Here is a 14905-nt window from a genome sequence, read left to right as displayed (position 1 = left end):
GCGGCGTGTGCAGGGCCTCCTCGCGGACGAGAAACAGGTTGCTCATGGTGCCTTCCACCACATGGCCTTCGGTATCCAGCATGATGCCTTCCTGGCATTCATCCTGCCATTCACCGCGTGCCAGCACCTGTTCCAGCCGGTTCAGGTGCTTGATACCTGCCAGCAGTGGGTTGCGCGACAGGCGCGTCCGGCAAAACCGGACCTTCAGGGTCTCCGGGCCCGGGGTGGCGGCGGCATCCAGCCCCATGACGATGCGCGTGGGAGACGGGTCGCGCGGCGGGCGGTAGCCCCGGGGTCCCGTGCCACGGGTCAGTATCAGCTTCAGTGCCCCGCTTTGGCCAAAGGACAGCACGGTCTGCGCCTCGGCACGCCACACTGCCGGGTCGGGCATGGGCAGGACAAGGCGCGCGCAGCCCTCCGCCATGCGGGCCATGTGGCGCTCCCAGTGCTGCGGCCGGCCGTTTCGCACGGCGAGGGTTTCGAACAGGCCGTCACCATAGGCCAGTCCGCGATCGGTGACCGGCAGCTGTTCGCCGGGCTGTCCGTTGACCAGGATCATGACAGCAGCGCCCGCCGGAGCCCTTCGGCCTTGTGACGGGTTTCCTCCAGTTCCCGTTGCGGGTCGGAGTCGGCGACGATGCCCGCGCCGGTGCGAAAGTGAATCTCCCTGCCCCGTTGCACCAGGGTACGGATGAGGATATTCAGGTCCATGTCCCCGTCACGGTTCAGATAACCGAGCGAGCCCGTGTAGGCGCCTCTGCCCTCGCCTTCCAGTTCCGCGATGATCTCCATGCAGCGCACCTTCGGACAACCGGTGATGGTGCCGCCGGGAAACACGGCGCGGATCACCTCTCCGGGGGTGACATCGGCGCGCAGCGTGCCGGTCACGTTCGACACGATGTGGTGCACCGTGGGATAGCTTTCCAGTGTCATGAGTTCGTCCACCCGGATGCTTCCGGGTACGCAAAGGCGTCCCAGGTCGTTGCGTTCCAGATCGAGCAGCATGATGTGCTCGGCCCGCTCCTTGGGGTGGGCCAGCAACTGGGTGGCAAACGCCCGATCCGCATCGCCGGGGGCGCCGCGCGGTCGTGTGCCGGCGATGGGGCGCGTGTCCACCCGCGTGCCCCGGACACGCACCAGCCGCTCGGGCGAGGAACTCACGATATGGCCCGCGGGCAACGTGGCCAGGGCCGCGAACGGCGCCGGGTTGCAGGCACGCAGGCGTTCGTAGAGGTCCGCGGCGGGCAGATCCGTGGCCAGCTGCCCGCGCCACGCGCGCGAGAGGTTCACCTGGAACACGTCTCCATCGCGAATGTAACGCAGCACCCGCTGCACACCCTCACGATAACGCTGCGGCGGATCCTCCTCCAGGGAAACGAGACGCACAGGCGCCGGCGCCGGATTGATCTGCGCCGTCTCCTCGAGGTCGGCGCGCATCTGCGCCAGTTCAGTCTCCCGGTCGGGCTCCGCCACCAGGTGCGTGCACCCCTGCAGATGGTCCACCACCACGGCGCAGGGGAAGCGCTGCGCGAACGCCGCGGGCAGCCCGCAAGGGTCCCGGGGCAGGCTCAGCACCGGCTCCACCTGGGCGGCCAGCTCGTAACCGAGGAACAGAAACCATCCGCCGCGGAACGGCAGGTCGTTGGACGGGAGAGGCGCGCATTCGCGCGCCCAGCGGTCGTCCAGTTGACGCAGGAAATCGTCGCCCTCGCCCGGTGTGTCCAGACTCAGCGACTCCCCCGGGAACGCGAAGAGAATGCTGTAGCGGGCCTGCGGTGTCCCCCGCAGGGCGCTCTCCAGCAAATGGGGGTAACGCTCGGGCCAGCGCCTGTGCAGCGCCAGAAGGTCTGCGACCGATTCAAGGCAGGGGCCGTTTCGTGCCCCTGCCCGTCCGGTGTCAGAGCGCCCGGAAGACGAGGGTGCCGTTGGTGCCACCGAATCCGAAGGAATTGGACAGCCCTACCCCGATGCTCATCTCGCGGGCGGTGTTGGGCACGTAGTCCAGATCGCACTCCGGGTCGGGGTTGTCGAGATTGATGGTGGGCGGCAGAATGCCGTGCTTGACCGCAAGGGCGAGGAACACGGCCTCGACACCGCCGGCGGCCCCCAGCAGGTGGCCGGTCATGGACTTTGTGGAGCTGATCGCCACCTTGTAGGCGTGATCCCCCAGCGCCCGCTTGGCGGCCAGCGTTTCCGCCACGTCCCCGGCGGGCGTGGAGGTGCCGTGGGCATTGATATAGTCCACGTCGTTCGGGTTGAGACCGGCGTCGCGCAGCGCCATCAGCATGCAGTTGGCGGCACCTTCACCCCCCTCGGAGGGCTGCGTCATGTGGTAGGCATCGCTGTTCCAGCCGAAGCCGGCCAGCTCGCAATAGATCTCGGCGCCGCGGGCCCGGGCGTGTTCGTAGTCCTCCAGCACCAGCACGCCGGCACCGTCGCCCAGCACGAATCCGTCGCGGTCCTTGTCCCAGGGGCGGCTGGCCTTCTCCGGGTCGTCGTTGCGGGTGGACAGCGCCCGTGCGGCCGCGAATCCGCCGATGCCCAGGGGTGTCGTCGCCATCTCCGCCCCGCCGGCAACCATCACGTCCACGTCGCCGTACATGATCATGCGCGCCGCATCACCGATGTTATGGGTGCCGGTGGCGCAGGCGGAAACGATGGAGATATTGGGCCCCTTCAGGCCGCACATGATGGAGAGATTGCCCGCCACCATGTTGATGATGGCGCTGGGCACGAAGAACGGGGAGATCTTGCGGGCGCCGCCCTTGAGGTAGGCGCCGTAGCTCTTCTCGATGTAGGGCAGGCCGCCGATCCCCGAGCCGATGGCCACGCCGATACGCTCGGCATTGGCCTCCGTGACCTCAAGCCCGGCGTCGCGGATCGCCTGCAGGCCGGCCGCGATGCCGTAATGGACGAAGGTGTCCATCTTCTTCTGTTCCTTGGGCGCGATGTAATCGTCCGCATTGAAATCGCGCACGGCACCCGAGATCCGCACCGGCATCTCGGAGGCGTCGAAGACCTCGATGGGGGAAATGCCGCTGCGCCCCGCGGTGATGTTTTCCCACGCGGACGGGATGGTGGAGCCGACCGGGGAGACGATCCCCAGCCCGGTGATGACAACACGCCGTTTAGACAAGCTCTTGTCCTCGGAATATTGGATTTCCAGCCGGATCAAAACACCCGTGGCCGCGAACAGAGGCTTCCGCTCGCGGCCACGGGTTAAGACCTTGGATCGTGGGCCGTGGTCCGGCCTGCATCAACCCTGCAGGTGGGCGTTGATGTAGTCAATCGCCTGCTGCACGGTGGTGATCTTTTCCGCCTCCTCGTCGGGAATCTCCGTTTCGAATTCCTCCTCGAGGGCCATCACGAGTTCCACGGTGTCAAGGGAGTCCGCGCCCAGATCGTCAACGAAGGAGGATTCCGCCTTGACTTCCTCTTCCTTCACGCCCAGCTGTTCCACAACGATTTTCTTGACGCGTTCTTCGATGTTGCTCATGGTCAGAGTATCCCCATAGATTGGAAAAGCAGCCGTAGCCGGGCCGCTATTTTAGTGAAATCCCTCAGGCCGTTCCACTTGATGTGATACGGATCACGCCGGCGCGGCACGGAAATTCGTCGAGGGGCGCGAGTATGGCGTGTGTCCTGCCCCGTGTAAACCTTCGGAATCCGATTTCGTGCACTCTTTCCGCGCGTGCTGCGGGTTCGAAAAAGCCTTTGGAAATAGTTTGTTACAAAATCTTCATCAGACCATGTACATGCCGCCGTTGACGTGCAGGGTCTCGCCCGTGACGTAGGCCGCGGCCGGCGAGGCCAGGAAGGCCACCACGGAGGCGATCTCTTCCGGCCGGCCCAGTCGGCCCAGGGGGATCTGGCCAAGCAGGGCGTCGCGCTGCGCATCGGGCAGGCCGCGGGTCATGTCGGTGTCAATGAAGCCGGGCGCCACGGTGTTGACCGTGATCCCTCGCGAACCCACCTCCCGGGCCAGGGACTTGCCCATGCCGACGATCCCCGCCTTGGCCGCCGCGTAATTGGTCTGCCCAGCATTGCCCGTGGCGCCCACCACGGAACCCACGTTGATGATGCGCCCCTTGCGCGCCTTCATCATGCCGCGCAAAACGCCCCGGGTGACACGCCACACGGCGGTCAGGTTGGTCTGGATGATGGCGTCCCATTCCTCGTCCTTCATGCGCATCATCAGGTTGTCCCGGGTGATGCCCGCGTTGTTGACCAGGATCGAGATGCTGCCGAGATCGTCGGTGGTCTGTTTGATGAGCGATTCAACTGCCTCGGCCTGGGTCACGTCCAGGGCCATGCCGCGCCCCTTGTGGCCTGCATCGCGCAGGTAGGCGGTGATGGATTCGGCGCCCGACTCGCTGGTGGCGGTCCCCACGACCGTCGCCCCCTGCCCCGCCAGTGCCAGGGCGATGGCCTTGCCGATGCCGCGGCTCGCGCCCGTCACCAATGCGATCTCGTTCTCCAGGTTCATGATCGTGCTTCTCCTCAGGATTCGGAACAACCGGGGGGATGAGCGTTCCCCGTGTGAAGCGATCAGGCGCCCGCCCGTTCGAGCGCCTGCTGCAGACTGTCAGGGTCCTGGACACAGATGACGTCCAGACCCTTTTCGATGCGTTTGTTGAGCCCCGTCAGCACCTTGCCGGGGCCCAGTTCCGCCACCACCGACACGCCATCGGCCGCCATGCGGCGCACACTGTCCACCCAGCGCACCGGCCGTTGCAACTGGTCCGCCAGCGCGCTGCGGATGCCGTCGGGGGTGTCACGCGTGGCGGCATCAACGTTGTGGATCACCGGCACCCCAGGCAGCGAGACGGCCACGTCGGCCAGGTGCCGGGCCAGTTGCTCCGCCGCGGGCGCCATCAGGCGGCAATGGGACGGCACGCTCACCGGCAGCTTCACGCTGCGCCGGGCGCCCGTTTGCGATGCCAGCGCCACTGCCCGGTCCACGGCTGCGGTGTCGCCGGCGATGACCACCTGTCCCGGCGAATTGAAATTGACCGCTTCCACCACGCCGCCCTCGGCGGCCCGCGCGCACACGTCCTGTACCTGTGCGTCGTCCAGCCCGAGGATGGCCGCCATGGCGCCCTCGCCGGGCGCCACCGCACCCTGCATCAGCCGGCCCCGTTCCGCGACCAGGCGGACCGCATCTGCGTAGGCCAGCGCCCCGGCACAGACGAGCGCCGTGTATTCACCCAGGCTGTGTCCCGCCATCACCGCCGGTTGTGTGCCGCCGGCGCCCTGCCACACACGCCAGACGGCAACCCCCGCCGCGAGCATCGCCGGCTGGGTATTCTCGGTGCGGTTGAGATCCTCTTCCGGGCCGTCCTGTGCCAGGGCCCACAGGTCGAATCCGAGGGCATCGGAGGCTTCCTCAAAGGTCTCCCTGACCTCGGGATACGCGTCGCCCAGAGCGCGCAGCATGCCGATGGACTGGGAGCCCTGACCGGGAAAGACACAGGCTAGGCTCATGACGGTTGTGGGCCTCTCTGGTGACAGTTGGGGACGCGGCGATCCGAGTGCCGGATCCGATCATCGATCATGGGTCGATATGCGGGCGCGCAGGCCGCGTAGTTTAGTGAAACTGTCGACGCCCCGGCAAATGGCGTCGATCGACCCTTGTTTTATGGTTGCGGTTGTTGATAATGGGCGGCTTGACGCGACCTGACCAACCGGGCTCTATGGCCAAAGAAGACCACATCGAAATGGAAGGCACGGTGCTCGACACCCTGCCCAACACCATGTTCCGGGTGCAACTGGACAACGGCCACATCGTGACGGCCCACATCTCCGGACGCATGCGCAAGCACTACATCCGGATCCTCACCGGCGACCGCGTGACGGTGCAGATGACCCCCTACGACCTCACCAAGGGCCGTATCACCTACCGCAACAAGTAATTGCTCCCTGCGCCTGGCGGAGAAGCCAACCGCGAAGGGCGCGAAGGGATGCGCGAAGGTCGCGAGGGAGATCAGGCAACAAACCCCTTTGGGTCCTTCGCGAAAACCTCAATGCACCGCCTCTTCCTGGTAATCCAGGACCAGTGAGCCGTCCCGGACGGTGACGTGCACCGTGCCGCCGGCGGTCAGGCGGCCGAACAGGATCTCCTCGGCCAGCGGCTTCTTGATGTGTTCCTGAATGACGCGCGCCATGGGCCGGGCGCCCATGCGCGGGTCGTAGCCGTGCTCGGCCAGCCACAGCCGTGCCTCCTCGTCCACGTCCAGCACCACCTTCTTCTCGTCCAGCTGGGCCTGGAGCTGGATAAGGAACTTGTCCACGACGCTCGCGATGGTCTCCGCCGACAGGGCACGGAACTGGATGATGCCGTCCAGCCGGTTGCGGAACTCCGGGGTAAACGTGCGCTTGAGTACTTCCATGGCATCCGTGGAATGATCCTGCTGGGTGAAGCCCATGGTGGCACGCGCCGACAGCTCGGCGCCCACGTTGCTGGTCATCACCAGGATCACGTTGCGGAAATCCACCTTGCGGCCGTTGGTGTCGGTGAGCGTGCCGTGATCCATCACCTGCAACAGCAGGTTGAAGACGTCCGGGTGGGCCTTCTCGATTTCGTCCAGCAGCAGTACCGCGTGAGGATGCTTCAGGATGGCGTCGGTGAGCAGGCCGCCCTCGTCGTAGCCTACATAGCCCGGGGGTGCGCCGATCAGCCGCGACACCGTGTGGCGCTCCATGTACTCGGACATGTCGAAGCGCACCAGTTCGATGCCCAGGATATCCGCGAGTTGCCGGGTCACCTCGGTCTTGCCCACACCGGTGGGACCGGAGAACAGGAAGGAACCGATGGGCTTCTGGCCGTCACCGAGCCCCGAGCGGGCCATCTTGATGGCCGAGGCCAGCGTCGAGATGGCCTCGTCCTGTCCGAACACCACCATGTTCAGGTTGCGCTCCAGGTGCTTCAGGGTCTGCATGTCGGACGCCGAGACACTCTTCGGCGGGATGCGCGCGATCTTGGCCACGATGGCCTCCACGTCCTGCACCGAGATGGTCTTCTTGCGGCTACCAGCCGGCTGCAGTCGACGATTGGCGCCCGCCTCGTCGATCACGTCAATGGCCTTGTCCGGCAGATGCCGGTCCGTGATGTAGCGGCTGGAGAGTTCCGCCGCGGCCTTCAGCGCCTTCTGGGTGTAGCGCACGTCGTGGTGGGATTCGAAGCGGGATTTGAGCCCCTTGAGGATCTCCACGGTCTCGTCCACGGTCGGCTCGTTCACGTCGATCTTCTGGAAGCGCCGCGCCAGCGCCCGGTCCTTCTCGAAGATCCCGCGGTACTCCTGGTAGGTGGTGGAACCGATGCACTTGAGGTCGCCCGAAGCCAGCATGGGCTTGATCAGGTTGGAGGCGTCCATGACGCCGCCCGAGGCCGCTCCGGCACCGATGATGGTGTGGATCTCGTCGATGAACAGCACCGAGCCCCTGCGGCGCTTGAGCTGGGAGAGCACGCCCTTGAGGCGCTTCTCGAAATCGCCCCGGTACTTGGTGCCTGCCACCAGCGCCCCCAGGTCCAGAGAATAGATCACCGCCTCGCGCAGCACCTCGGGCACCTCTTCGTCCACGATCTTCTTCGCCAGCCCCTCGGCGATGGCGGTCTTGCCCACGCCCGCCTCGCCCACGTACAGGGGGTTGTTCTTGCGCCGGCGGCACAGGATCTGCACGGTGCGCTCCACCTCGTGGGCACGCCCGATCAGCGGGTCGATCTTGCCCTGGCGGGCCTGCTCATTGAGGTTGGTGGCATAGGCCTCCAGCGGGTTCGTGCGCTGGCCCTCCTCGCCCTCCTGGGCCGCGTCGGGGTGGGTGGACGGATCCTCCTCGTGATGCTCGTCGGGCACCTTGGAGATGCCGTGGGAGATGTAATTGACCACGTCCAGCCGTGCGACGTCGTGCTGCGCCAGCAGGTACACGGCGTGGGATTCCTGTTCACCGAAGATGGCCACCAGGACATTGGCGCCGGTGACTTCCTTGCGCCCGGAGGACTGCACGTGGAACACGGCGCGCTGCAGCACGCGCTGGAAACCCAGCGTGGGCTGCGTGTCGCGGGGATCCTTGGGCGGCAGGCGGGGCGTGTTGGTGTCCACGAACTGGGCGAGTTCCACGCGCAGCTTGTCCAGGTTGACGCCGCAGGCGCGCATCACGCCGGCCGCCGTGGGATTCTCCGTCAGCGCAAGCAGCAGATGCTCCACGGTCATGAACTCGTGGCGCTTCTCGCGCGCGGCCTTGAAGGCCGTGTTCAGGGAGAATTCAAGCTCTTTGTTCAACATGGTGTCACCCCGTCAGGGTCGTTACGCCTGCTCCATCGCGCACAGGAGCGGGTGCTTGTGCTGGCGGGAGTAGTCATTGACCTGTGCAACCTTTGTCTCGGCGATATCCCGCGGATAGATGCCGCACACGCCCTTGCCCCGCGTGTGCACATGCAACATGATGCGCGTGGCCTTTTCCCTGTCCATTCCGAAGAATCCCTCGAGCACCTCCACCACGAACTCCATGGGTGTGTAGTCGTCATTGAGCAACACGACCTGGTATTGCGGTGGCGGCTTGATCTTCGGCCTGGCTTCCTCGAGTGCCAGACCCTGATCGGGTTGTTTCCTTTCGTCTCCCATGGCTTAAGAGTGGTGTCTGCTGTCAGTGGTTCAACGGTTCGTGCCCCGGGGGCAGGCCGCAACGATTCACCGGCCAGACGCCCCGATTATAGCCCAGCCTCCGCGACTGAAATCCCCGGCGATATGATGGATTTGAGACGCGCAGCTCAGGCCATGTGATCAATTATATTCTGGCCGAATTCGGAACAGGAGAGTTCCGTCGCCCCTTCCTTGAGCCGGGCGAAATCATAGGTGACCCTGCCCGAACTGATGGCCCCCTCGAGCCCCTTGATGACCCGATCCGCCGCCTCGGTCCAGCCCATGTGGCGCAGCATCATCTCCGCCGAGAGAATGAGCGAGCCGGGATTGACCTTGTCCTGGCCGGCGTACTTGGGCGCCGTGCCGTGGGTGGCCTCGAACATGGCCACGGTGTCCGAGAGGTTGGCCCCCGGCGCGATGCCGATGCCGCCCACCTGGGCGGCCAGGGCGTCGGAGATATAGTCGCCGTTGAGGTTGAGGGTGGCGATGACGCTGTACTCCGCCGGACGCAGCAGGATCTGCTGCAGGAAGGCATCGGCGATCACGTCCTTGATCACGATCTCGGTGCCGGTGTTCGGGTTCTTGAAGCTGCACCATGGACCGCCGTCTATCTCCTGCGCCCCGAACTCCTCCCTGGCCAGTTCGTACCCCCAGCTCTTGAAGGCGCCCTCCGTGAATTTCATGATGTTGCCCTTGTGTACCAGCGTCACCGAGTCGCGGTCGTTGTCGATGGCGTACTGAATGGCCTTGCGCACCAGGCGGCGGGTGCCGTCCCGGGAAACCGGTTTGACGCCGATGCCGCTGGTTTCGGGAAAGCGGATCTTCTGTACACCCATCTCCTTGACCAGGAAATCGATCACCTTGCGGGCCTCGGCGCTGCCGGACTCCCACTCGATGCCGGCGTAGATGTCCTCCGAGTTCTCGCGAAAGATCACCATGTCAGTCTTTTCGGGTTCACGCACCGGGCTGGGTGTGCCCGCAAAATAGCGCACCGGGCGCAGGCAGACGTAGAGATCCAGTTCCTGGCGCAGGGCCACGTTGAGGGAACGGATGCCGCCGCCCACGGGAGTGGTCAGGGGTCCCTTGATGGAAATCAGGTAATCGCGCACCACATCCAGCGTCTCGGCAGGCATCCAGGTGTCCTTGTCGTACACCTGGGTGGCCTTCTCGCCTGCATAGATTTCCATCCAGGCGATGGCCCGCTTGCCCCCGTAGGCCTTCTCGACAGCGGCGTCGACCACCGTCTTCATCACCGGAGTGATGTCCACGCCGATGCCGTCTCCCTCGATGTAGGGGATGACGGGGTTGTCGGGGATGTTCAGGGAATTATCATCATTCGCGGTGATCTTGGTGCCATTTTCCGGGATCTTGATATGCTGGTAGGCCATGGGAGACTCCCTGGGTTCGAGGTCTGGGTTCGAGGTCTGGGAATGTCCTTCAGTATACACTCCCTGGGTCCTCCTTCGCCGAACCGTGTGCGGTGCGGCTGTCACATGTCCTGAATTCACGCGCCGCCAACCATGCCGCCCTCTGATACGAGCCTCAACTCCGACCGCCCCTGGACACCGCGGGTCACGGTGGCCGCCGTGGTCGAACGCGAGGGACGATTCCTGTTCGTGGAGGAATCGGTGGCGGGTGAGACACGAATCAATCAGCCCGCCGGCCACCTGGAGGACCGGGAATCCGTGCTCGACGCAGTGGTGCGCGAGACCCTGGAAGAGACCGCATGGCGTTTTACCGCCGAGGCCCTGGTGGGCATCTATCGATGGCGTCAGGGGACAAGCGGTGAAACCTTCCTGCGTTTCGCCTTCTGCGGCAAGGTGGCCGATCATGACGACACCCGAATCCTGGATCCCGAGATACGCCGCGTCCTGTGGCTCGACCGGGATGCCCTGCTGGCGCGCCGGGCCCAGTGGCGCAGTCCGCTGGTGATGCGCTGTGTGGAGGATTACCTGGCGGGCAACCGCTATCCCCTGGAAGTTCTGCTCGACGAGACCGGACCATGACCGATCCACACTCCGAACGCGTCATCGTCGGCATGTCCGGGGGTGTGGACTCCTCGGTGGCGGCCCTGCGCCTGCTGGAACAGGGTGTCCGGGTGGAAGGCCTGTTCATGAAGAACTGGGAGGATGACGACGAGCCCGGTTACTGCGCGGCCGCCGAAGACCTCGCCGATGCGCAGGCCGTGTGTGACCTGCTCGGTATCACGCTGCACAAGGTCAACTTCGCGCACCATTACTGGGACCGGGTGTTCCGCCACTTCCTAGACGAATACCAGGCCGGCCGCACCCCCAATCCGGACATCCTCTGCAACAGGGAAATCAAGTTCCGGGCATTCCTCGACTACGCCCGGGAGCTGGGCGCGGCCCGCATCGCCACGGGTCACTATGCGCGCATCGGGCGCGACGGCGAACGGTTCACCCTGCTGACCGGCCTGGACGCCGGCAAGGACCAGACCTATTTCCTCTACACCCTGGGCCAGGCGCAGTTGTCGCGCAGCCTGTTCCCGTTGGGGGAGATGCAAAAGGAGCACGTCCGAGAGATTGCCCGCGAGCACGGACTCCCGGTTCACGACAAGAAGGACAGTACCGGGATCTGTTTCATCGGCGAGCGGCGATTCCGGGATTTCCTCAAGCGCTACCTGCCGGCCCGGCCGGGTGAGATCACGGATCCTGAAGGTCATGTGCTGGGCGAGCACCAGGGACTCATGTATTACACCCTCGGGCAGCGTCAGGGGCTCGGCATCGGCGGCGTGCGGGACGGTCACGACGCCCCCTGGTACGTGGTGGACAAGGACATGGGGGCCAACCGCCTGATCGTGGCCCAGGGGCACGACCATCCCCTTCTCTTTCACCCGGTCCTGCGCGCCAACGACCTGCACTGGGTGAGCGGTGTCCCGCCAACATCCGGTCTCCAATGCCAGGCCCGAATCCGGCACCGGCAGGCCCGCCAGGACTGCCGGCTCACGCTCCCCGGCGACGGCACTGCCGAGGTGAGATTCCATACCCCCCAGCGCGCCATCACCCCCGGGCAGTCGGTGGTCTTCTACCTGGGCGACCAGTGCCTCGGCGGCGGTATCATCACCGATCGCTTCAACCGGTCCACGGCGGGTTGAATGCCCGGGCTCTCATCGGAAAACACAAGAGAAAAGACATGTTCTCTCGCGAAGACGCAAAGCACGCCAAGAAATTCCAAGGACTTTGATGGGTTGCTGCGGGTCGAGGTGAGTTCGGCGAAGCCCGATAATCCGGGCGGGCCATCCCCTCGCTGGTTGTGAGGTCGTTCACCCAGTTCTGTCGTCATAAACGGGTTTTCTTGGCGAGCTTAGCGTCTTTGCGAGAGAAATTTTTTCCTTCATGACCCTCGTGGTCAAAAAAACCCGTTACGATCAGCCACCCCGCCATTCAAGGCGGCGACGATTCGCGTTATATTGATAAGATATTTGCCGGACGCGTCCGGCGCCGCCAACCCGCAACCACGTTCGACCCGAAAACAAGGCCCGGCCGCCCTTGGAACCGAACCAGCGCAATCGTGTGATCGCCCTCGCTGCACTGTTCCAGGCGGCTTCGCTGGTCAAGGACGTGGCCTGGAACGGGCGCTGTGATGCGGATGATTTCCGCACCATGGTGGGTAGCCTGTTCAGCTTCGAGGCGGCGGACATCGACGGCATCTATGGCAACGTGCATCGCCTGCGCAGGGGCTTGCAGGCGCTGGCCAACCAGCTCGAGGCCGGCGGCCGGGGCGGCGACATGGAACTCACCCGCTACGCCGTGGGCCTGCTGTTCCTGGAGCGCAAGCTCATGAAACAACCGGAGATGGTCAACAGGGTGCGCGAGGGCATCCAGGCCGCCGAGCGCCAGCGCGACTACTTCGACGACATGACGCACCCGAGCGTCATTTCCGCCCTGGCCCAGACCTACCAGGACACCATCAGCGAACTGGGCCCCCGCATCATGGTCCAGGGCGAGCAGGCCCACCTGTCCAACGAGGACAACGCCTCACGGATCCGCACCCTGCTGCTGTCGGGTATCCGCGCCGCGGTGCTGTGGCGCCAGGCGGGCGGTTCCCGCTGGCGGCTGCTGTTCTTCCGGGGCAGCCTGTTGCGCGAGGCGCGCGCCATACTGGCACATTGATCGGGCCGATTCCCAATCACTCATTCATGCATGCATGCTCGGACCACGGGGACACCTCCATGACTGACAGCTTCAAGACCCGCACCGATCTCGATGTCGAGGGCAAGACCTACACCATCCACCGCCTGCGCGACCTGTCGGGCGCCGAGACGCTGCCCTTTTCGCTCAAGATTCTGCTGGAGAACCTGCTGCGCTACGAGGACGGCAAGACTGTCAGCCGGGAGGACATCCAGTCCCTGCTGGACTGGGATCCGTCCGCTGAGCCTTCAAAGGAGATCGCCTACCGTCCGGCGCGCGTGCTGCTGCAGGATTTCACCGGCGTGCCGGCCGTGGTGGACCTGGCGGCCATGCGCGATGCCATGGAGCGCCTGGGCGGTGACCCGGCGCGTATCAACCCATTGCAGCCTGCGGAGCTGGTCATTGACCACTCGGTCCAGGTGGACAGCTTCGGCACGGCCGATGCCATCAACCTGAACGCCGAACTGGAATATTCCCGCAACCGGGAGCGCTACAGCTTTCTGAAGTGGGGCCAGCAGGCGTTCTCCAACTTTGCCGTGGTCCCGCCCGACACCGGCATCGTGCACCAGGTCAACCTGGAGTACCTGGCCCGCACGGTGTTCGCTCAGGAGCAATCCGACGGCACCGTGATGGCCTACCCGGATACGCTGGTGGGTACCGACTCCCACACCACCATGATCAACGGCCTGGGCGTGCTGGGCTGGGGCGTGGGCGGTATCGAGGCCGAGGCCGCCATGCTCGGGCAGCCCGTCTCCATGCTCATTCCCCAGGTAGTGGGTTTCCGCCTGGTGGGCAATCTGGCCGAGGGGGCCACGGCCACGGACCTGGTGCTGACCATCGTGGAGATGCTTCGCAAGCACGGTGTGGTCGGCAAGTTCGTGGAGTTCTTCGGCGAGGGCCTTGCCCATCTGCCCTTGGCGGACCGCGCCACCATCGCCAACATGGCCCCCGAGTACGGCGCCACCTGCGGCATCTTCCCCATCGACGACGAGACCCTCGCCTATCTGCGGCTCTCGGGCCGGGACCCGCAGCAGATCGCCCTGGTGGAGGCCTACGCCCGGGCCCAGGGTATGTTCCGGGAGGCCGGGGCCGTGGAGGCCCGCTATACCAGCGTCCTCGAACTGGACCTGTCCTCCGTGGAGCCGTCGCTGGCCGGTCCCAAGCGGCCCCAGGACCGCATCCGGCTGGGCGAGGCCGGACAGGTGATCGAGAACCACATCCAGAGCATGCTGGCCGAGCGCAACGCCCCGCCCGCCGAGCCCGAGGAGGCGGAGCGCTTCGAGGCCGAGGGCGGCCATACGGCCGTGGGCGTGGAACACCAGGCAGAGGCCGCGCCACCCCGGCACACGGTCAAGATGAACGGCGAGGAGTTTCACCTGGATCACGGCGCCGTGGTGATCGCGGCCATCACCTCCTGCACCAACACCTCGAACCCTTCGGTGATGCTCGGCGCGGGGCTGGTGGCCCGCAAGGCGCGCGAGCGCGGTCTGTCGGTCAAGCCCTGGGTCAAGACTTCACTGGCCCCGGGATCCCGGGTGGTGACGGACTACCTCACCGACTCCGGGCTGCTCAACGACCTCGAGGCCCTGGGCTTTCACGTGGTGGGTTACGGCTGCACCACCTGCATCGGCAACTCAGGTCCCCTGCCCGAACCCATCAGCGAGGCCATCCTCAAGGACGACCTGATCGTCACCTCTGTGCTCTCCGGAAACCGCAACTTCGAGGGTCGCATCCACTCGGAGATCCGCCAGAACTACCTGGCCTCCCCGCCCCTGGTGGTGGCCTATGCACTGGCCGGGCGCATGAACATCGACATCTACAACCAGCCGCTGGGCGAAGACCGCGACGGCAAGCCGGTGTATCTGCGTGACATCTGGCCCACCCAGGAGGAGATTCGCACGGTGGTCAGCCAGAACGTGGACGCGGCGAAGTTCCGTGCGGCCTACGAAGATGTGTTCAAGGGGGAGACCCGCTGGAACAACCTCCCCGCGCCCGAGGGCCAGCGCTTCCAGTGGCAGGACGATTCCACCTACGTGCGCAACCCGCCCTACTTCGACGGGATGACGGCGGAACCGGCGCCGGTCGCCGATATCAGCGGCGCCGGTTCCGCCGTCA

At 65.3% G+C, this 14905-nt stretch carries 14 protein-coding genes; 5 read left to right on the top strand and 9 right to left on the bottom strand.

Annotation, left to right across the window (positions count from 1 at the left end):
* The 6 genes from pabC to fabD form a co-directional block, all read right to left on the bottom strand.
* The coding region (gene pabC / locus B1C78_RS16495; protein ID WP_077280253.1) for an aminodeoxychorismate lyase at positions 1-559 on the bottom strand (559 nt) is incomplete at its 3' end.
* Positions 556-1842: an aminodeoxychorismate synthase component I gene (locus tag B1C78_RS16490; protein ID WP_245795476.1), complete on the bottom strand. Its 1287-nt coding sequence runs from the start codon at positions 1840-1842 to the stop codon at positions 556-558. The genes pabC and B1C78_RS16490, both read right to left, overlap by 4 nt.
* A 55-nt stretch (positions 1843-1897) precedes the next feature.
* Complete coding sequence (gene fabF / locus B1C78_RS16485) at positions 1898-3136, bottom strand: beta-ketoacyl-ACP synthase II (RefSeq protein ID WP_077280254.1); 1239 nt, start codon at positions 3134-3136, stop codon at positions 1898-1900.
* A gap of 120 nt (positions 3137-3256) precedes the next feature.
* A complete protein-coding gene (gene acpP, locus B1C78_RS16480; RefSeq protein ID WP_077280251.1) occupies positions 3257-3496 on the bottom strand; it encodes an acyl carrier protein in 240 nt (79 codons plus the stop codon).
* A 246-nt stretch (positions 3497-3742) separates the two neighbouring features.
* Positions 3743-4486, bottom strand: a complete 744-nt coding sequence (gene fabG, locus B1C78_RS16475) for a 3-oxoacyl-ACP reductase FabG (RefSeq protein ID WP_077280250.1) — start codon at positions 4484-4486, stop codon at positions 3743-3745.
* Between the two features lie 62 nt (positions 4487-4548).
* Positions 4549-5484 carry an ACP S-malonyltransferase gene (gene fabD, locus B1C78_RS16470; RefSeq protein WP_077280249.1) on the bottom strand — a complete coding sequence of 312 codons (936 nt, stop codon included), beginning with the start codon at positions 5482-5484 and terminating at the stop codon, positions 4549-4551.
* Positions 5485-5693: 209 nt separating this feature from the next.
* Between fabD and infA the strand changes: the two genes are divergently transcribed.
* Positions 5694-5912 carry a translation initiation factor IF-1 gene (infA, locus tag B1C78_RS16465; RefSeq protein WP_018231659.1) on the top strand — a complete coding sequence of 73 codons (219 nt, stop codon included), beginning with the start codon at positions 5694-5696 and terminating at the stop codon, positions 5910-5912.
* A 108-nt stretch (positions 5913-6020) separates the two neighbouring features.
* On the opposite strand, the gene clpA is transcribed toward infA, so the two are convergent.
* From clpA to icd, 3 genes are all read right to left on the bottom strand, one after another.
* The gene (gene clpA, locus B1C78_RS16460) at positions 6021-8282 is read right to left on the bottom strand and encodes an ATP-dependent Clp protease ATP-binding subunit ClpA (protein WP_077280248.1); all 2262 of its coding nucleotides are present in this window, start codon (positions 8280-8282) and stop codon (positions 6021-6023) included.
* A gap of 21 nt (positions 8283-8303) precedes the next feature.
* Complete coding sequence (clpS, locus tag B1C78_RS16455; protein ID WP_077280247.1) at positions 8304-8621, bottom strand: ATP-dependent Clp protease adapter ClpS; 318 nt, start codon at positions 8619-8621, stop codon at positions 8304-8306.
* Positions 8622-8767: 146 nt separating this feature from the next.
* Positions 8768-10027 carry an NADP-dependent isocitrate dehydrogenase gene (gene icd / locus B1C78_RS16450; protein ID WP_077280246.1) on the bottom strand — a complete coding sequence of 420 codons (1260 nt, stop codon included), beginning with the start codon at positions 10025-10027 and terminating at the stop codon, positions 8768-8770.
* Positions 10028-10159: 132 nt separating this feature from the next.
* On the opposite strand from icd, the gene B1C78_RS16445 reads away from it, so the two are divergent.
* The 4 genes from B1C78_RS16445 to acnA form a co-directional block, all read left to right on the top strand.
* Positions 10160-10645 (top strand): NUDIX hydrolase, encoded by a 486-nt coding sequence (locus B1C78_RS16445; protein ID WP_077280245.1) that lies wholly within the window; start codon positions 10160-10162, stop codon positions 10643-10645.
* Positions 10642-11754, top strand: coding sequence for a tRNA 2-thiouridine(34) synthase MnmA (gene mnmA, locus B1C78_RS16440; RefSeq protein ID WP_077280244.1), 1113 nt, complete (start codon positions 10642-10644; stop codon positions 11752-11754). Before B1C78_RS16445 ends, mnmA begins: the two co-directional genes overlap by 4 nt.
* A gap of 394 nt (positions 11755-12148) precedes the next feature.
* Positions 12149-12772, top strand: coding sequence for a high frequency lysogenization protein HflD (hflD, locus tag B1C78_RS16435; protein WP_077280243.1), 624 nt, complete (start codon positions 12149-12151; stop codon positions 12770-12772).
* A 59-nt stretch (positions 12773-12831) separates the two neighbouring features.
* On the top strand, positions 12832-14905 hold a 2074-nt coding region (gene acnA, locus B1C78_RS16430; protein ID WP_139349994.1), incomplete at its 3' end, for an aconitate hydratase AcnA.

Source organism: Thioalkalivibrio denitrificans (assembly GCF_002000365.1).
GTDB lineage: Bacteria > Pseudomonadota > Gammaproteobacteria > Ectothiorhodospirales > Ectothiorhodospiraceae > Thioalkalivibrio_A > Thioalkalivibrio_A denitrificans.
The sequence above is the reverse complement of the archived record's forward strand: the minus strand, read 5'-3'. Positions and strand labels throughout refer to the sequence as shown.

Bases quoted from the DNA above. Each gene is read 5' to 3' on its own strand.
- acpP (WP_077280251.1), bottom strand. From the start codon at position 3,496: ATGAGCAACATCGAAGAACGCGTCAAGAAAATCGTTGTGGAACAGCTG.
- fabG (WP_077280250.1), bottom strand. From the start codon at position 4,486: ATGAACCTGGAGAACGAGATCGCATTGGTGACGGGCGCGAGCCGCGGC.
- fabD (WP_077280249.1), bottom strand. From the start codon at position 5,484: ATGAGCCTAGCCTGTGTCTTTCCCGGTCAGGGCTCCCAGTCCATCGGC.
- infA (WP_018231659.1), top strand. From the start codon at position 5,694: ATGGCCAAAGAAGACCACATCGAAATGGAAGGCACGGTGCTCGACACC.
- clpA (WP_077280248.1), bottom strand. From the start codon at position 8,282: ATGTTGAACAAAGAGCTTGAATTCTCCCTGAACACGGCCTTCAAGGCC.
- clpS (WP_077280247.1), bottom strand. From the start codon at position 8,621: ATGGGAGACGAAAGGAAACAACCCGATCAGGGTCTGGCACTCGAGGAA.
- icd (WP_077280246.1), bottom strand. From the start codon at position 10,027: ATGGCCTACCAGCATATCAAGATCCCGGAAAATGGCACCAAGATCACC.
- B1C78_RS16445 (WP_077280245.1), top strand. From the start codon at position 10,160: ATGCCGCCCTCTGATACGAGCCTCAACTCCGACCGCCCCTGGACACCG.
- mnmA (WP_077280244.1), top strand. From the start codon at position 10,642: ATGACCGATCCACACTCCGAACGCGTCATCGTCGGCATGTCCGGGGGT.